The sequence below is a fragment of the Rubricella aquisinus genome (genome assembly GCF_014199445.1).
GTDB classification, from domain to species: domain Bacteria; phylum Pseudomonadota; class Alphaproteobacteria; order Rhodobacterales; family Rhodobacteraceae; genus Rubricella; species Rubricella aquisinus.
In genome coordinates this window covers 1-13,876 of record NZ_JACIJS010000002.1, presented here as the reverse complement: position 1 = coordinate 13,876, position 13,876 = coordinate 1, and the positions used below count along the sequence as shown (strand labels likewise).

The 13,876-nt window shown below is 61.2% G+C and carries 16 protein-coding genes; 11 read left to right on the top strand and 5 right to left on the bottom strand.

Translation table 11 applies throughout. From position 1 onward, the window contains the following. The first annotated feature begins 13 nt into the window (after positions 1-13). A complete protein-coding gene (locus FHS89_RS03245) occupies positions 14-2,101 on the top strand; it encodes a dipeptide ABC transporter ATP-binding protein (RefSeq protein WP_184008502.1) in 2,088 nt (695 codons plus the stop codon). 326 nt (positions 2,102-2,427) lie between these two features. On the opposite strand, the gene FHS89_RS03240 is transcribed toward FHS89_RS03245, so the two are convergent. Next, entirely contained in the window at positions 2,428-2,886 is a 459-nt protein-coding gene (locus tag FHS89_RS03240; RefSeq protein WP_184008500.1) for a DUF6314 family protein, read from the bottom strand. A gap of 13 nt (positions 2,887-2,899) precedes the next feature. Further along, positions 2,900-3,202: a hypothetical protein gene (locus FHS89_RS03235; protein ID WP_184008498.1), complete on the bottom strand. Its 303-nt coding sequence runs from the start codon at positions 3,200-3,202 to the stop codon at positions 2,900-2,902. Between the two features lie 89 nt (positions 3,203-3,291). On the opposite strand from FHS89_RS03235, the gene purB reads away from it, so the two are divergent. Both purB and FHS89_RS03225 read left to right on the top strand, forming a co-directional pair. Next, positions 3,292-4,593, top strand: a complete 1,302-nt coding sequence (gene purB, locus FHS89_RS03230; protein WP_184008495.1) for an adenylosuccinate lyase — start codon at positions 3,292-3,294, stop codon at positions 4,591-4,593. Between the two features lie 81 nt (positions 4,594-4,674). Next, positions 4,675-4,833, top strand: a complete 159-nt coding sequence (locus FHS89_RS03225) for an adenylosuccinate lyase (protein ID WP_184008493.1) — start codon at positions 4,675-4,677, stop codon at positions 4,831-4,833. Between the two features lie 44 nt (positions 4,834-4,877). Here the strand turns inward: FHS89_RS03225 and FHS89_RS03220 are convergent, their stop codons facing one another. After that, positions 4,878-5,060 (bottom strand): CTP synthetase, encoded by a 183-nt coding sequence (locus FHS89_RS03220; protein WP_184008491.1) that lies wholly within the window; start codon positions 5,058-5,060, stop codon positions 4,878-4,880. Positions 5,061-5,151: 91 nt separating this feature from the next. On the opposite strand from FHS89_RS03220, the gene FHS89_RS03215 reads away from it, so the two are divergent. Continuing rightward, positions 5,152-5,700, top strand: a complete 549-nt coding sequence (locus tag FHS89_RS03215) for a glutathione peroxidase (protein ID WP_246413562.1) — start codon at positions 5,152-5,154, stop codon at positions 5,698-5,700. Between the two features lie 3 nt (positions 5,701-5,703). Here FHS89_RS03215 and FHS89_RS03210 read toward each other — a convergent pair whose 3' ends face one another. After that, the gene (locus FHS89_RS03210; protein WP_184008489.1) at positions 5,704-6,018 is read right to left on the bottom strand and encodes a DUF1476 domain-containing protein; all 315 of its coding nucleotides are present in this window, start codon (positions 6,016-6,018) and stop codon (positions 5,704-5,706) included. 183 nt (positions 6,019-6,201) lie between these two features. Here FHS89_RS03210 and purC point away from each other — a divergent pair, with 183 nt between their 5' ends. Genes purC through FHS89_RS03185 form a run of 5 tightly spaced genes read left to right on the top strand, consistent with a single transcriptional unit; the run spans position 6,202 to position 9,395 of the window. Further along, positions 6,202-6,963, top strand: a complete 762-nt coding sequence (gene purC, locus FHS89_RS03205; RefSeq protein ID WP_184008488.1) for a phosphoribosylaminoimidazolesuccinocarboxamide synthase — start codon at positions 6,202-6,204, stop codon at positions 6,961-6,963. A 12-nt stretch (positions 6,964-6,975) separates the two neighbouring features. Further along, entirely contained in the window at positions 6,976-7,215 is a 240-nt protein-coding gene (purS, locus tag FHS89_RS03200; RefSeq protein WP_184008485.1) for a phosphoribosylformylglycinamidine synthase subunit PurS, read from the top strand. Positions 7,216-7,218: 3 nt separating this feature from the next. Next, entirely contained in the window at positions 7,219-8,259 is a 1,041-nt protein-coding gene (locus tag FHS89_RS03195) for a zinc-dependent alcohol dehydrogenase family protein (RefSeq protein ID WP_184008483.1), read from the top strand. A gap of 12 nt (positions 8,260-8,271) precedes the next feature. Then, positions 8,272-8,943, top strand: a complete 672-nt coding sequence (gene purQ / locus FHS89_RS03190) for a phosphoribosylformylglycinamidine synthase subunit PurQ (protein WP_184008481.1) — start codon at positions 8,272-8,274, stop codon at positions 8,941-8,943. After that, positions 8,940-9,395, top strand: a complete 456-nt coding sequence (locus tag FHS89_RS03185) for a GNAT family N-acetyltransferase (protein ID WP_184008479.1) — start codon at positions 8,940-8,942, stop codon at positions 9,393-9,395. Before purQ ends, FHS89_RS03185 begins: the two co-directional genes overlap by 4 nt. Here the strand turns inward: FHS89_RS03185 and msrP are convergent. Then, complete coding sequence (gene msrP, locus FHS89_RS03180) at positions 9,392-10,363, bottom strand: protein-methionine-sulfoxide reductase catalytic subunit MsrP (RefSeq protein WP_184008477.1); 972 nt, start codon at positions 10,361-10,363, stop codon at positions 9,392-9,394. The two genes, FHS89_RS03185 and msrP, sit on opposite strands and share 4 nt — an antisense overlap. 68 nt (positions 10,364-10,431) lie before the next feature. Between msrP and FHS89_RS03175 the strand changes: the two genes are divergently transcribed. Continuing rightward, on the top strand, positions 10,432-12,246 hold the full coding sequence (locus tag FHS89_RS03175) for a sensor histidine kinase (RefSeq protein WP_184008475.1): 1,815 nt from the start codon (positions 10,432-10,434) through the stop codon (positions 12,244-12,246). Then, positions 12,243-13,607, top strand: coding sequence for a sigma-54-dependent transcriptional regulator (locus FHS89_RS03170; RefSeq protein WP_246413560.1), 1,365 nt, complete (start codon positions 12,243-12,245; stop codon positions 13,605-13,607). Before FHS89_RS03175 ends, FHS89_RS03170 begins: the two co-directional genes overlap by 4 nt. Positions 13,608-13,876: the final 269 nt, after the last annotated feature.

Below are 13,876 nucleotides of genomic sequence, written 5' to 3'. Positions count from 1 at the left end.
GGGAGGCTGCACCATGAATGATGACAGCTATACCGGCCCGATCCTTGAGATTGAGAATCTCTCGATCTCTTTCTTCACCCGTGCGGGCGAAATCCCGGCGGTGATGGATTTCTCCTGTGTCGTGCAACCGGGGGAGGCGATGGGCCTTGTCGGGGAGTCGGGCTGCGGGAAATCCACCGTGGCGCTCGGCGTTATGCAGGATCTGGGAAAGAACGGCGCAATCGTCGGTGGCTCCATCAAGTTCAAGGGCCGCGATCTGGGCAAGATGAGCCAAGAAGAATTGCGCCAGATCCGCGGGTCCGAGATCGCGATGATCTATCAAGAGCCTATGGCGTCGCTGAACCCAGCGATGAAGATCGGCAAACAGCTTGCCGAGGTTCCAATGATCCATGGCGGCATGAAAGAGGAAGAAGCGCTCGCCCTCGCCCGTCAAGTGATCGAAGATGTGCGCCTGCCGGACCCGGACCGGATGCTGCGCTCTTATCCGCACCAATTGTCGGGCGGTCAGCAACAGCGCATCGTCATCGCGATGGCGCTGATGTCGAAACCCGCGCTTTTGATCCTGGATGAACCGACCACCGCGCTTGACGTGACGGTGGAGGCGGGCGTCGTCGATCTGGTGAAAGACTTGGGGGAGAAATATGGCACCTCGATGCTGTTTATCTCCCACAATCTTGGGCTTGTGCTCGATGTTTGTGACCGGCTGTGCGTGATGTATTCGGGTGAGGCGGTCGAGACCGGCTCGATCAAGGATGTGTTCGACAAGATGCAGCACCCCTATACGCAGGGCCTGTTCCGGTCGATCCCGCTGCCGGGCGCGGATAAGAACGCGCGGCCGCTGATCGCCATTCCGGGGAACTTCCCCCTGCCCCATGAGCGCCCGCAAGGCTGCAATTTCGGGCCGCGCTGCGACTATTTCGAGGAAGGGCGCTGCAATGTCGGGGAGATTCCGATGTTCGAAGTGGAGGGCGATGATCGCCACGGCTCCCGCTGTTTGAGGTTCACGGAGATTGACTGGACCGCCCAGCCCGAAGCCGTCACCAATGACGGCAAATCGGAACCGGGCGATGTGGTTCTGAAAGTGACCAACCTCAAGAAATACTATGAGGTCGCCGCGAACGCGATGTTCGGCGGTGGCGAAAAGCGGGTGGTGAAGGCAAACGAGACACTCGATTTTGTGGCACGCGAATCCGAGACGCTCGCCATCGTGGGCGAATCTGGTTGCGGGAAATCCACGCTCGCCAAGGTGCTGCTGGGACTGGAGACCGCAACAAGCGGCGAGGCGCTCCTTGGCAACACCGATATCGGCAATACGGAGATTGAGCGGCGCGACAAACGCACGGTCGCGGATGTGCAGATGGTGTTCCAGAACCCGTTTGACACGCTCAACCCATCGCACACGATCGGCAACCAGATCATCCGCGTGTTGGAGAAATTCGGCATTGGTGACAACCCCAAGGATCGGGAGGAGCGGATGCTGCAACTCCTCGATCTGGTGAAGCTGCCGCGCGCCTTTGCTGAGCGGAAACCGCGCCAGCTCTCTGGCGGGCAAAAACAACGGATCGGGATCGCACGGGCCTTTGCCGGAACACCGAAAGTGGTGGTCGCGGATGAGCCGGTATCAGCACTTGACGTGTCTGTGCAGGCGGCAGTGACGCAGCTCTTGACCGAAATCCAGCTGGAGAACCGCACGACGATGCTGTTCATCAGCCACGATCTGTCGATCGTGCGCTATCTCGCAGATCGTGTGATGGTGATGTATCTGGGGCATGTGGTGGAGATGGGGACAACGGAACAGGTCTTCTCCCCGCCATATCACCCTTATACGGAAGCCTTGTTGTCGGCAGTACCCATCGCGGACACCCGCGTGGTGAAGAAACGGATCGTTCTGGATGGGGATATCCCGTCCGCGATGAACCCGCCCTCCGGCTGCCCTTTCCAGACCCGCTGCATGCACAAATCCTCCGTTCCGGGGAACTTGTGTGAAACGGAAGTCCCGCCAATGCGTGATTTGGAATCGGGCCATCAGGTGAAATGCCACCTCGCGCAGGAGATGCTCGACAAGATGGAACCTGTCATCCAAATCCACGCGGCGGAATAAACCCCAAGGCGGCTCCCGCACGTCAAAGGCCCGCTCACGCGGGCCTTTTCCCTTTCGGCCGGGCGCCGCGCCTGACGGCACGGCGATGCCTCCGGCGGGGTATATTTGAAGAAAGTGAATTGGGACTGGGTCGCAAGAGCAGCCCAGACGATTCGGGTGCGGGTCAAGGGCGGCGCTAGCCGGCGCCGGCAGGCGCTTTACCCTTGAGGCGCGCACGAATCGGCTCTGATACTGGACGAGGTGACATGAGGAACATGCTGTTCCTCAGGCACCTCAGTGCGAAAACGCCGCCGCGCTAGCGGCGGCCCGGCCCAACGGGAGGCGCCTTATCTTTGATAAGGCACCGACGGGCGGGAGAGCGCCTCCTCCGTTGCAAACCGACGATAGAACGTCACCATGCGGTAGTCTTTCATCGGCCCCTCCACCCGCCATTCCGCGCGCCATGCTTCATCCGCCTCGAAAACATAGCGCACCTGATAGAGGTCCGCCGCGCAGAGGTGATCGGCTTCTGTATCCTTTTGGCCCGGATCAAAGCTGTGGAACGGGCGGCCATCAGCGAAAAACACCTCCACCCGGTCCTCCGCAGGAAAGCGCCAGACATAATCCCGCGTCGCCGTCGCCGATCGCAGGCCCGCGAAGGTCAACTTGCCCTCCTCCCGGTAAAGCAGCGTGTCCTCACCCTGCGCTGGCGCAAAAACCGCCTCGCCCTCGAATTTGCCCGTCCATCGGCTCGCGAAATCTGTGATGTCCCGGTGCACCCGCCAGCGCCCGGCGAAGCGGGTCATGGCGGCAGGCGCTTCATTTCTGGTATGTGCCATCAAACACCCGCCCTGCCCCGTCGGTGAAGCGTATGCCACCCTCGATCCGTGTGACGCGGTAACACGCCCAATCGTCCGAAGGTGGCCAGAGCGAACAATAGCTGCCACCGCGCGCAGCCCATCTTCCGCGACTGGTGCCGTAAACCGTTTCACCCGACGCGTCAAAGGATTGCACCACCCCATCCCCATAGACGACCGACCGGCCCGATAAGGCCGCTTCAATCTCCGGTGTTTCATGCATGGCCTGCCCCATCGCGGGCAGCGACAGGGCAAAAACGGTCATCAGCGCCGCAGCATACTGGCAAAGGTTGTTTCTCATGAAAGCGAAGTCTATCACCACGCCCAACACCCACAAGCGCAACGAGGCCCCGCATGATCCCCCGCTATTCCCGCCCCGACATGGTCGCCATCTGGTCCCCAGAGACGAAATTCCGCATCTGGTACGAGATCGAGGCCCATGCCTGTGACGCGCAGGCCGCCCTTGGCGTAATCCCCAAGGAGAATGCCGAGGCCGTCTGGAAGGCGCGCGATGTGGATTTCGACGTGGCCCGGATTGATGAAATCGAAGCCGTGACCAAGCATGACGTCATCGCCTTTCTTACCCATCTGGCGGAGATCATCGGCAATGACACCGCGCGGTTCGTGCATCAGGGGATGACGTCCTCCGATGTGCTCGACACCACGTTCAACGTGCAGCTTGTGCGCGCCGCCGATATCCTGATCGCGGATATGGATGACCTGCTCGCCGCGCTGAAACGGCGTGCGCTGGAGCATAAAATGACCGTCCGCATCGGGCGCTCCCACGGGATCCACGCGGAGCCGACGACGATGGGCCTGACCTTCGCGCGGTTCTATGCGGAGATGGAGCGCAATCGCACGCGCCTTGTCACCGCCCGCGATGAGATCGCCACCGGTGCCATTTCCGGTGCCGTCGGCACCTTCGCCAATATCGACCCGAGTGTTGAGGCGCATGTTTGCGCCGAATTGGGCCTTCAGCCCGAGCCGATCAGTACGCAAGTCATCCCGCGTGACCGGCACGCCGCGTTTTTCGCGGCGCTCGGTGTCGTCGCCTCCTCCATTGAAAATGTTGCGATCGAGATTCGGCACATGCAGCGCACGGAGGTGCTGGAGGCCGAGGAATTCTTCTCCAAGGGGCAGAAAGGCTCCTCCGCGATGCCGCATAAGCGCAATCCAGTGCTGACCGAAAACCTCACCGGGCTTGCCCGGCTTGTGCGCATGACCGTCGTACCCGCGATGGAGAATGTGGCGCTCTGGCATGAGCGGGACATCTCCCATTCCTCCGTGGAGCGGAATATTGGCCCTGATGCGACGATCACGCTCGATTTCGCGCTGGCGCGTCTGACGAATGTCATCGACAAGCTGGTGATCTATCCCGACAACATGATCGCGAACATGAACAAATTCCGCGGCCTGATCCATTCTCAGCGTGTGCTGCTGGCACTGACGCAAAAGGGGATCAGCCGGGAGGACAGCTATCGCCTTGTCCAGCGCAACGCGATGAAGGTCTGGGAAGAAGGCGCTGATTTCATGACCGAATTGAAGGGCGACGCCGAAGTGACTGCCACCCTGTCGGAAGCAGAGATCGAGGATAAATTCGACCTTGGCTACCATACCAAGCATGTGGACACGATTTTCAAGCGCGTGTTCGGCTGAGCTTTCCGCTGGATGGAGTAGGTTTTCGCGGCTTTTGCGCTATACTCTCGGGCACTACGACAGTGACACAGGGAGTTTGGAATGCGACTGAAGTTGATTGTGGCCGCACTGGCCCTGTCCCTCGCCCCCGGTATGGCGCTTGCCATGGGGTGCAGTTCGGACACCGCGAATATGTCCTGCCCGGCGGGCAGCCACTATGACGCGGCAACTGGCGGGTGCAAGGCACAAGCCACGAGCTGATTATAGATCGCCCCGGTCCGCCGGGGCGATTTGCGTCTCAGGGGTCAGGTCTCAGCCACCGCCCGCGCGATGACATAGGTGATCGGGATCGACACGAGGAAACCGACCGCTGCTGCCCCAAGGATCGGCATCAGCGTCCCCGCGCCCATGACCAGAACCACGATCACGCCGACACCCATCAACGTGGTCGAGATCATTCCAAACAATATTCCCATCAAGCGGATCATCACGCCCTCCTTTGCAGTGCCGGATTGGTATATCGCAGTTAAAAAAGACGACCTTGATCGTCATCAATTCAGTGAACCAAGGGGCGGATGGATGCGTATCACGGGCATGAAATGCTTTCTCGCCGCCCTTATCCTGTTGCTGCCTCTGCCTGCGATGGCCGACACAGCCTATGACTTCGCGCTGCCGTCTCTGGATGGCGGGACGCTCGATTTGTCGGAGCGGCGCGGCCAAGTCACGCTGATCGTCAACACTGCTTCTCTTTGTGGGTTCACGCCGCAATATGACGGGCTTCAGGCGCTGCATGAGCGTTACGCAGATCAGGGCTTTGCCGTGGTTGGCATCCCATCGAATGATTTTGGCGGGCAGGAATTGTCGTCCGACGCGGCGGTGAAGGATTTTTGCGAGGTGAATTTCGGGATCACCTTCCCGATGAGCACCATTCAGGAGGTGACCGGGCGCGATGCGACACCTCTGTTCGCGTGGCTCGCGGATGAGGGCGCGCGACCGCGCTGGAATTTCACGAAATTTCTGATTGGTCGGGATGGGGCGCTGATCGGCACATTCCCGAGCCAGGCGTCCCCATCAAGCGCCCGGATGCGCCGGGCGGTCGAGGCAGCCTTGGCCGCCCCGACCAGCTAAATCTCAGGCTTCCGCCATGATCTGTGCTTTCGCTTCCACAAGGAAGCCTGCCATTTTGGCGCGCAGGTCCGCCTCGCTCACACGGTCGCCAAGGTCGGCATGGACTTTGCGGAACACGTCCTCATCGCCCGCTTCTTCAAAGTCGGATTTGATGACTTCGGTCACATAACCGGCCACCTTTTCGGGCTCCATATCCATCAGGCCTGCGGCCCAAAGCGCCAACAGCTTGTTGCGGCGCGCCTCCGCCTTGAACTGCATTTCTGCGTCATGTGCGAATTTCTTTTCAAACGCCTGTTCGCGATCATCGAAAGTGGTCATCCACGCCTCCCGAGCATGTCGATTACGGTTGATTAGAAAATGGCACTCCCCGCCCGGCGGCACAAGGGCCAGAGATGAGCCAAATGGTATCAATTCAGACGCCACACTTGCCCCATTCACACCCTTGCGCTATGGAGCGGCATGACCCGCAGGCCCCCTGCCCGCGGGGGCAAGGAGATATCCATGGCGCGTCGCAGAATGGTGTATGAGGGCAAGGCAAAGATCCTCTACGAAGGCCCCGAACCCGGAACACTCATCCAGTTTTTCAAGGACGATACGACCGCGGGCAATGGCGAAAAACATGCCCAGATCGAAGGCAAAGGCGTGCTGAACAACCGCTTGAGCGAATTGTTCATGACGGGCTTGAACAATATCGGCGTGCCGACTCACTTCATCCGCCGCATCAACATGCGCGAGCAACTGGTCCGCGCGGTGGAGATCGTGCCGCTGGAGATCGTTGTGCGCAATGTGGCCGCGGGCAGCATGTCCAAGCGGCTCGGCATTGAGGAGGGCACGGCCCTGCCCCGCCCGATCATCGAGTTTTACTACAAAAACGACGATCTGAACGACCCGATCGTGTCCGAAGAGCATATCATCGCCTTTGGCTGGGCCACGCAGCAGGATATCGACGACATGATTTCGCTCGCACTGCGCGTCAATGATTTCATGTCCGGCATGATGATGGCCGTCGGCATCAAGCTGGTGGATTTCAAAATCGAAACGGGCCGCGTCTATGAAGGTGACTTCCAGCGCCTGATCGTCGCCGATGAGATCAGCCCGGACAGCTGCCGCCTGTGGGATATCGAGACAGGTCAAAAACTCGACAAGGACGTGTTCCGCCGTGACCTTGGCAGCCTCACCGATGCCTATACGGAAGTGGCCCGCCGCCTTGGCGTCATGCCGCGCAACACAAGCTCGGGCTCCGGCCCGAAACTGGTACACTAGGAGAAGCCCCAGATGCAGGTTCGCGTTGATATCACATTGAAAACGGGTGTGCTGGATCCGCAGGGCGAGGCCGTGCATCACGCGCTTGGCACGCTGGGGTTTGACGGGGTGAATTCGGTGCGTCAGGGCAAGGTGATCCTCCTTGACCTCGCGGAGACCGACCCGGCCAAGGCAGAGGCCGACGTGGCCGCCATGTGTGAAAAGCTGCTCGCCAATACCGTGATCGAGAATTACGCCATTACGGTGCTCTGACCGATGCGGGCGGCGGTGCTGACCGGCTGGCGCAGGCCGCTGGACGTTCAGACGCTGCCCGATCCCATCTGCCCGGCGGATGGTGTGGTGCTGGAGGTGCTGGCCTGTGGTGTCTGCCGCTCCGATTGGCATGGCTGGACCGGTGCCGATCCCGATATTGACCTGCCGCATATCCCCGGCCACGAGTTTTGCGGCACTGTCGCGGCTGTGGGCTCGGATGTGACGAGCTGGCGGATCGGGGACCGGGTGATTGCACCCTTTATCCTTGCGTGTGGTAACTGCCCGGCCTGTGCGGCGGGGCACCAGACCACCTGCGCCACGCAAGCGGTGCCCGGTTTTACCATTCCCGGTGCCTTTGCCGATCTGATCGCCGTGCCGCGCGCGGATCACAACCTTGCCCGCCTGCCCGACGGGATGGACCCGGCGCTTGCCGCGTCGCTCGGGTGCCGGGTGACGACCGTGTGGCACGCGCTGACGGACCGCGCGGCACTTGCCCCGGGGGAGTGGATGGCGGTCCACGGCGCGGGGGGAATCGGCCTGGCCGCATTGATGCTGGGAAAGGCCATCGGCGCGCGTGTCGTGATGGTCGATGTGGTCGAAGAAAAGCTCCGCTTTGCCCAAGATCTGGGCGCTGACGCCATTGTGAATGCGGCCCATGAGGACGCCGGTGAGGCCGTGAAAGAGATCACGCAAGGTGGCGCGCACCTATCGGTGGAGGCGCTGGGGATCGAGGCGACCACCATTTCCTCCTTGAAATCGCTCAGAAAACTGGGGCGGCATGTGCAGATCGGGATGCCTGCGGGTGACCATGTAAACATGCGGCTTCCGATGGATTTGGTGTATTCCGGCCAGCTTGCCCTTTTTGGCACGCGCGGGATGCCCGCTTGGAAATACCCGTCTCTCCTGAATATGATCAAAGGGGGGCTCGACCTGAGCCCGCTGATTTCGCGGCGGATTGCCCTGTCTGGGGCAAGCGCGGAACTGGCTGCCTTTGATCATCCAACGCCACCGGGTGTGGCCGTCATTACCGATTTTACCGCCTAGAGGATGTTGCCCATGAAAACCGCCGTTATCGTCTTTCCCGGCTCGAATTGTGATCGTGACATGGCTGTCGCGCTGGAACGTGCGACCGGGCAAAAGCCCGCGATGGTCTGGCACAAGGAAGCCGCCCTGCCCGCGGGACTGGACCTGATCGCGATCCCCGGCGGCTTCAGCTTTGGCGATTATCTGCGCTGCGGGGCGATCGCGGCGCGCTCCCCCATCATGGCGGATGTGGTGAAATTCGCGCAAGGCGGCGGGCATGTGCTGGGTGTCTGCAACGGGTTTCAGGTGCTGATCGAGGCGGGTCTGCTCCCCGGCGCGCTGATGCGCAATGCGGGCCTGAAATACATCTGCAAGGACGTCGTGCTGAACGTCACAACCCGCAACAGCCCCTATACCAGCGCGTATGCGGCAGGCGCTCAGATTACCATTCCGATTGCGCATCATGATGGCAACTATAACGCAAGCGCCGACACGCTGAAGGAACTGGCCAATGAGGATCGCATCGCCTTCACCTATGCAGACAACCCCAACGGTGCCGCGCGCGACATCGCGGGCATTCTCAGCCCCAATCGTCGGGTTCTGGGGATGATGCCGCACCCTGAGCGGCTGAATGATGCGGCGCTCGGCGGCACCGATGGGCAGGCGCTGTTCACGGGCCTCACGGCGGCATTGGCCAGCGCATGAGGGTCACGTTTCGCGATGCGTCGGAGGGCGATCTGCCGGCATTGGTGGCGATGCTCGCGGATGACGATCTTGGTGCCGGGCGAGAGGATACATCCGCGCCGCTCAATCCCGCTTACCTCGACGCGTTCCTTGCCATCGACCGCTCCCCCGATCAATTGATCATCGTGGCAGACACGGAGGCCGGGATCGTGGGCAGCTACCAGCTTAGCTTTCTGCCCGGTCTCGCCTATCAGGGCGCGTGGCGCGGGCAGATCGAGTCGGTGCGGGTGGCGCGGCCCTATCGCGGGCAAGGCTATGGATCACAGATGATCGAACATGCCCTGCCGTTGTGCCGCGCACGCGGATGCAAGATTTTGCAACTCAGCGCCCATCTCGACCGGACGGACGCCCATCGTTTCTATGAGCGGATCGGATTTATCCGCACCCATGCGAGTTTCAAACTGGCGCTTTAGCGCCAGAGCCGCGTGCCAATTTCGGCCTCCATCCCTTTATAGAGATGGGCCACCTGCTCCCCATAGCCATTGAACAACAGGGTCGGAATACGGTCCCCGCCGGAGAGCGGCTGTTCGGTCGCTTGGGTCCAGCGCGGGTGATCGACCTGCGGGTTCACATTGGCCCAGAAGCCATATTCGCTGTCGTTCAACTCCTCCCAGAAGGACACGGGCCGCTCATCCGTCAGCGTGACCTTCACGATGGATTTGATATGCTTGAACCCGTATTTCCATGGTGTGTGCAGGCGCACCGGCGCGCCGAATTGCTTATGCAACTCTTTCCCGTAAGCGCCTGTTACCATGAAGGAAAGTTCATTCTGCGCCTCCTCAATCGTGAGCCCCTCCGTATAGGGCCATGGCCACCATGACGCGCGCTGTTCCCGCGCGACATCTGGGTCAAGGAAGGTCTCGAACCGGACATATTTCGCGCTCGACAATGGCTCCACCAAGGCCAGCATTTGCGACAGGGTGAAGCCGGTCCATGGCACGACCATCGACCATGCCTCGACACAGCGGTGGCGCACGATCCGCTCTTCCAGTTGCATCTGCTTGACCAGATCGTCAAAGGCGATGGTCATCGGTTTCGCGACCAGCCCGTCAATTTCGATCACCCAGCCATCGACATTGAGCCGTTGTGCTTCGCGGCTGATCCGCTTGGACGAGCCGAATTCGTAGAAATTGTTGTAGGTGGAGGTGATATCCTCCCCGGTGATCGGGCGGCCCGCATCAGCAAAGGCGGGGTTCAGGGGCGGCGGAGGCGTGATCGGCGTGCGCCCGGCCTCTGCCTGCGCGGGACTTGGCAATCCGGTCAGCGCCGCCGCCGTGCCGATGCCCAGACCGGCCAATACCTGCCGGCGATTCAGGAACAATGCCTCATCAGTCACGGCACTTTCGGGCAAGGCCCAGCTTGGTCGGCGGAGATATGTCATTTCGTCGGCCCTTTGTTGCGGTTCTGTGACCAGAATTAGGGCGCAGCTTGTGTTTTGACCAATCAAAGTTGCTTGACCACGCTGTTACCCATAGCTTTTCCCGCATGGTGAGCCAGACCGACATATCCCTGCCCCGCAGGCTCATTCGCCTGCCGCGTCCCGCGACGGGCGTGGTGCTGTTGGCGGCATTGCTGATCTCTGGCCTGCTTTGGATCAGCAATATCGTGCTGACGGATCGCTACACCGCGACACTGGCGGAGCGGGCGCTGGTCCGATCGACCCTGCATTCCAGCGCCGTGTCCCAGCAACTGACGAATTATCAGGTGGCAACCGCCCTTATGGCACAGGACCGCACGCTTGTTGCAGGCCTGAGCGGCGGTGCGGTGGACAGGACGCTGTTCCACCTTGCCTCCTTGCAAGCCGAAACGGGGGTGGAGGCGCTCTACCTCTATTCCGGCACTGGCACGTTGATCGCCAATTCGGTGCCGGAAGGCAGCCCGCTCAATCACGCCTCCGCCCCCTATTTTCAGGCGGCCTTGGATCAGGATGCGTCAATCTTTGCGATGGTCACGATCAATGAGGGCGACCAACGGTTTTTGTTTTCACGCCGGATCATCGTGGGCGGGCGGATTTTGGGCGTGCTCGTGGCCGAGGTTGACCTGACGCCCTTGCAACGGGACTGGGCCGAGGGGCGCGATCAGGTGTTTGTCACCAATTCGGAGGACATCATTCTGTTGTCCACCCGCACCGATTGGCGGTTTCGCGCATTGGCCCCCTTCCTTGATGCCGCCGCCGTGCCGCGCAACGTGTCGCGGATGAACCTCTTGCCGATGCTGAACCTAGACTGGAATGGCGATGTGCCCACGGTGGAGATCGAAGGGATCGAATATCTGCGGGTGCAGCGCACGCTCGATTTTCGCGGCTGGCGGCTCACTTACCTTGCGCCATTGCAGGACGTGAAAGCGCGGGTGAATGGCGTGTTGGCGCTCGAAGTGATGATCTTTTCCATCCTTGCCGCGCTCACGTTCTATATCACGGCGCGCCGTGCCGCGCGCCAATCCGAACGCATCCGGCGTGAGAGTGAGGAGTTACGCGCCCTCAACGCCCGCCTCACGCAAGAGATCGAAGAACGGATGCGGGTCGAACAATCGCTAGAGATTGCCGAACGCTCCCTTGAGCAATCCTCAAAACTCGCGGCTCTCGGGCAAATGTCGGCGGCGATTGCGCATGAGTTGAACCAACCCCTTGCCGCCATGAAAACCTATATCGCGGGAGCCGCGTTGCTTTTGCGCCGCAATCGCCCGGATGAGGCCGTGGCCTCCTTCCAACGGATCGAAGATCTGATCACGCGCATGAACGCGCTGACACAACAGCTCAAATCCTTCGCCCGCAAAGGCAGCAAGGAAATGGTGGAGGTCGATATGCGCACGGTCGTGACCGAGTCGCTCGCCATCATGTCCCCCCAAATCGGCCAGCGTCACGCCGTGATCACCCGCGTGCTGCCCGACCAGCCGGTATTGGTGAAAGGGGACGCGCTGCGGCTGGAGCAGATTTTCATCAACCTGATGCGCAACGCACTCGACGCGATGCAGGGCGATCCCGAGCCGAAAATCACCGTGGAACTGTTTGCCGGCGAAAAACTCGCCCGTGCACAGGTCAGAGACGCGGGACCCGGCCTATCGGGCGATCCCTCACAATTATTTGAACCGTTCTACACCACAAAAACCGCTGGCGATGGCGTGGGCCTTGGCCTCGCGATTTCGGCGCAAATCGCGTCTGACTTGGGCGGAAGCCTGTCTGCGCGCAATGGAAAGGACGGCGGGGCGGTGTTTGAACTGTCCCTGCCGCTTGCCCATACTCATGGCAAGGAGACCACATCATGACCCAACACACCCGCCTGACTCCGCCTGATGCCGATCTGATGCCCGTCGCGATCATCGACGATGAGGCAGATATGCGCGCATCCATCGCGCAATGGATGGAACTAAGCGATTTCGCGCCCCAGACATTCGCGAGTGCCGCCGATGCGTTGGAGGTCATTGATGCCGATTTCGCGGGCGTCGTGATCACCGATGTGCGGATGCCGGGGATGGACGGGCTGGAGCTTTTGGCCGCACTTTTGAAACGGGATGACAGCCTGCCGGTGATCCTGATCACAGGCCATGGCGATGTGGCCATGGCGGTAGAGGCGATGCGCGCCGGGGCCTATGACTTCATCGAGAAACCGTTTGATCCAGAACGGCTGGCGGATCTGGCGCGGCGCGCGGCGACGGCACGGCGGTTGACCATCGACAACCGCCTCTTGCGCCGCGAACTGGCCGATGGAACGGTTCTGATGCGCCGCCTCATGGGCGACAGTGCGCCGATGAAGGCGCTGCGCGCGACGGTGCTCGATTATGCGCAGGCCGAGGCACCCGTGCTGGTGCGCGGGGAGCGGGGCGCGGGGCGCAGCCTGATCGCGCGCGCGCTCCATGCCTCCGGCCCGAAACCGGAGCAGCCCTTTATCACGATCAATTGCGCGGCAGAGGATGGCGCGCGGCTAGAGGAGCAATTGTTCAAGCGGGACCGGTCCGGCAACCCGCCGCTTTTAGCAGTCAATCGCGGGGCGCTGTGTTTCAAGAACATCTCCGCCCTGCCCCCGCGCCTACAGGCCCTTCTGACTGACGCGATTGAGCGGCGCAGGCTACAAGACGGCACGCCCGTCACAGCCCGCGTCATCAGCATCGCCGAGGAAGATCACGAGCGCGATATCGAGGCGGGCACCCTGCTGCCGCAATTTGCCGAAGTGCTGTCCGCATTGGTGGTGAACGCCCCTGCCTTGCGCGATTGCGGGGAGGATATCCTGACGATCTTCAACCACTACTGCCAATCCTTCGCGAATGAGTACGACATCACAGCACCGAGCCTGTCAGCGGAGGATGCGGCGACGCTGCTGTCGCACCCTTGGCCCGGGAATATGCGGCAACTCATCAACACCGCAGAACGCTACATCCTGCGCAACCGTCAGGATGCCGTGCCGGTTCAGGCAGTGCTCGACATGGCGCAGGCCAATGCAACCGCGCCCGATGCGCCCGCGCGTAACCTCAAGGACCAGGTGGAAACCTTCGAGCGGCTGATGATCGAGAATGCCCTGCGGCGCCATTCGGGCGCTGTCACGCCAGCCATGACTGACCTCGGCCTGCCTCGTCGTACCTTGAATGAGAAGATGGCCAAATACGGAATCAGTCGGGCAGATTTCTCCTGACAGGGCGCTCTCCCGCACGTCGCTGACGCTCCCTTTGGGCCGGGCGCCGCACCTTGCGGCGCGGCGGTGCCTCCGGCGGGGTATATTTGAAGAAAGTGAATTGGACTTGGTGTTGCCAGAGCAGCCTCCGCGATTCGGCCGTGGGTCAAGGTCCGAGGAACGAGCGGCCTTGATGCGCGGGCGAATCGTGACACCCACAATTGAACGGGTGATTTGAGGAACACACCTGTTCCTCAAACACCTCAGCGCAATCTTAAACCGGCGCGCAG

Coding starts and splice junctions, on each gene's coding strand:
- FHS89_RS03245 (WP_184008502.1), top strand. CDS start 14: ATGAATGATGACAGCTATACCGGCCCGATCCTTGAGATTGAGAATCTC.
- FHS89_RS03240 (WP_184008500.1), bottom strand. CDS start 2,886: ATGACCCGCTTCGCCGGGCGCTGGCGGGTGCACCGGGACATCACAGAT.
- FHS89_RS03235 (WP_184008498.1), bottom strand. CDS start 3,202: ATGACCGTTTTTGCCCTGTCGCTGCCCGCGATGGGGCAGGCCATGCAT.
- purB (WP_184008495.1), top strand. CDS start 3,292: ATGATCCCCCGCTATTCCCGCCCCGACATGGTCGCCATCTGGTCCCCA.
- FHS89_RS03225 (WP_184008493.1), top strand. CDS start 4,675: ATGCGACTGAAGTTGATTGTGGCCGCACTGGCCCTGTCCCTCGCCCCC.
- FHS89_RS03220 (WP_184008491.1), bottom strand. CDS start 5,060: ATGATCCGCTTGATGGGAATATTGTTTGGAATGATCTCGACCACGTTG.
- FHS89_RS03215 (WP_246413562.1), top strand. CDS start 5,152: ATGCGTATCACGGGCATGAAATGCTTTCTCGCCGCCCTTATCCTGTTG.
- FHS89_RS03210 (WP_184008489.1), bottom strand. CDS start 6,018: ATGACCACTTTCGATGATCGCGAACAGGCGTTTGAAAAGAAATTCGCA.
- purC (WP_184008488.1), top strand. CDS start 6,202: ATGGCGCGTCGCAGAATGGTGTATGAGGGCAAGGCAAAGATCCTCTAC.
- purS (WP_184008485.1), top strand. CDS start 6,976: ATGCAGGTTCGCGTTGATATCACATTGAAAACGGGTGTGCTGGATCCG.
- FHS89_RS03195 (WP_184008483.1), top strand. CDS start 7,219: ATGCGGGCGGCGGTGCTGACCGGCTGGCGCAGGCCGCTGGACGTTCAG.
- purQ (WP_184008481.1), top strand. CDS start 8,272: ATGAAAACCGCCGTTATCGTCTTTCCCGGCTCGAATTGTGATCGTGAC.
- FHS89_RS03185 (WP_184008479.1), top strand. CDS start 8,940: ATGAGGGTCACGTTTCGCGATGCGTCGGAGGGCGATCTGCCGGCATTG.
- msrP (WP_184008477.1), bottom strand. CDS start 10,363: ATGACATATCTCCGCCGACCAAGCTGGGCCTTGCCCGAAAGTGCCGTG.
- FHS89_RS03170 (WP_246413560.1), top strand. CDS start 12,243: ATGACCCAACACACCCGCCTGACTCCGCCTGATGCCGATCTGATGCCC.